Origin of the sequence: Xanthovirga aplysinae (assembly GCF_009711365.1) — a bacterium.
GTDB lineage: Bacteria > Bacteroidota > Bacteroidia > Cytophagales > Cyclobacteriaceae > Xanthovirga > Xanthovirga aplysinae.
This window is the reverse complement of sequence record NZ_SMMB01000286.1, coordinates 1-990: the sequence shown is the minus strand read 5'-3', so window position 1 is coordinate 990 and position 990 is coordinate 1. Positions and strand designations below refer to the sequence as shown.

2 protein-coding genes are annotated in these 990 nt (G+C 36.7%); both read left to right on the top strand.

Annotated elements, in window-relative coordinates; all coding sequences use genetic code 11:
- Positions 1-144 precede the first annotated feature (144 nt).
- Entirely contained in the window at positions 145-315 is a 171-nt protein-coding gene (locus E1171_RS00775) for a hypothetical protein (protein WP_155203139.1), read from the top strand.
- Positions 316-555: 240 nt separating this feature from the next.
- Positions 556-969 carry a DUF6530 family protein gene (locus E1171_RS00770; protein WP_155203137.1) on the top strand — a complete coding sequence of 138 codons (414 nt, stop codon included), beginning with the start codon at positions 556-558 and terminating at the stop codon, positions 967-969.
- Positions 970-990 lie beyond the last annotated feature (21 nt).

Sequence of the window (990 nt, the reverse complement as noted above, 5' to 3'; positions counted from 1 at the left end):
AATCCCTTTACATATTCCACAATCCAACTTCACAAACCTGGAAAAGGCGATAAAAAAACTTTTGGCCCCTATACTTTTCAGTAGTGGTACAAATGTGGACTAAGACTGGGTGAAGCAAATGTTATTGCGATCATCGGAAGATGAATGAAGATTGTGAAGATCAAAGATGGTACTCCTTTTCCTTTAGAAGGAAGGGATATCTTCGTTGGCATTAGCAATGCAGGTTTTACCTACCTCATTCCTTTTGGCAAAGCATTCGTCTTGGGACCTGTCTGGCATCATGTGGTTTGGAGGGTTTTACCACAAGAATGGTGAAAACTTAATTAAGGAAAAAGGTCATACTAGTTCCGAATTTTCTTTTCAAGCCAAGGATTGTTGGTGGAAAAAGTGGATTACTTACTGCAACAACAAACTAAAGCAGTTCTTTGGGACCCCTCTCCTGAAATTATGGATGGGAGGGATATAGCCGATCTTTTAAGCAAAGAGCTTGCAAGTGATATTAAATGAAAATTACTATCTTTTCAGCTTTCTTAAATCAAAATTGTGATAAAAGATATGAAAGCACCAGGTCATTTGGGCCACAAGCCAATTATTGCAGTAAATGAATATGAAAAGATTGATGCAAAGTATGCTAATAATACCGATGCACGTGCCTTATCCATTGGAAAAGCTCAATATGACGCTAAAGAACTATCAGTAAAGGTTTGGCGGCATACAGGGGAACAATGGAGTCGACAAAGTGAAGAGATGCCCATCCATAGAGCTTTGGATTTAGGTATTTTATCTATAGCAGCCATTATCACAGACCCAAAGGCGAATTATCCTTTGACTAGTCTTCGTGAAGAAATAATGGATAAAGAAAAAGTAGAAGATATTAAGGATTATTATAGAAAAAATGAGAAAATGTTACTGCCCAGGTTAGAGGAATTACATAAAGTATTGAGTTCATTTTTTGAAAAGAAAAAGTAAGATGTTTTATCTTAAACCTGA

Excerpts from the sequence above, each read along its gene's own strand:
- E1171_RS00775 (WP_155203139.1), top strand. The coding sequence starts at position 145 with ATGAAGATTGTGAAGATCAAAGATGGTACTCCTTTTCCTTTAGAAGGA.
- E1171_RS00770 (WP_155203137.1), top strand. The coding sequence starts at position 556 with ATGAAAGCACCAGGTCATTTGGGCCACAAGCCAATTATTGCAGTAAAT.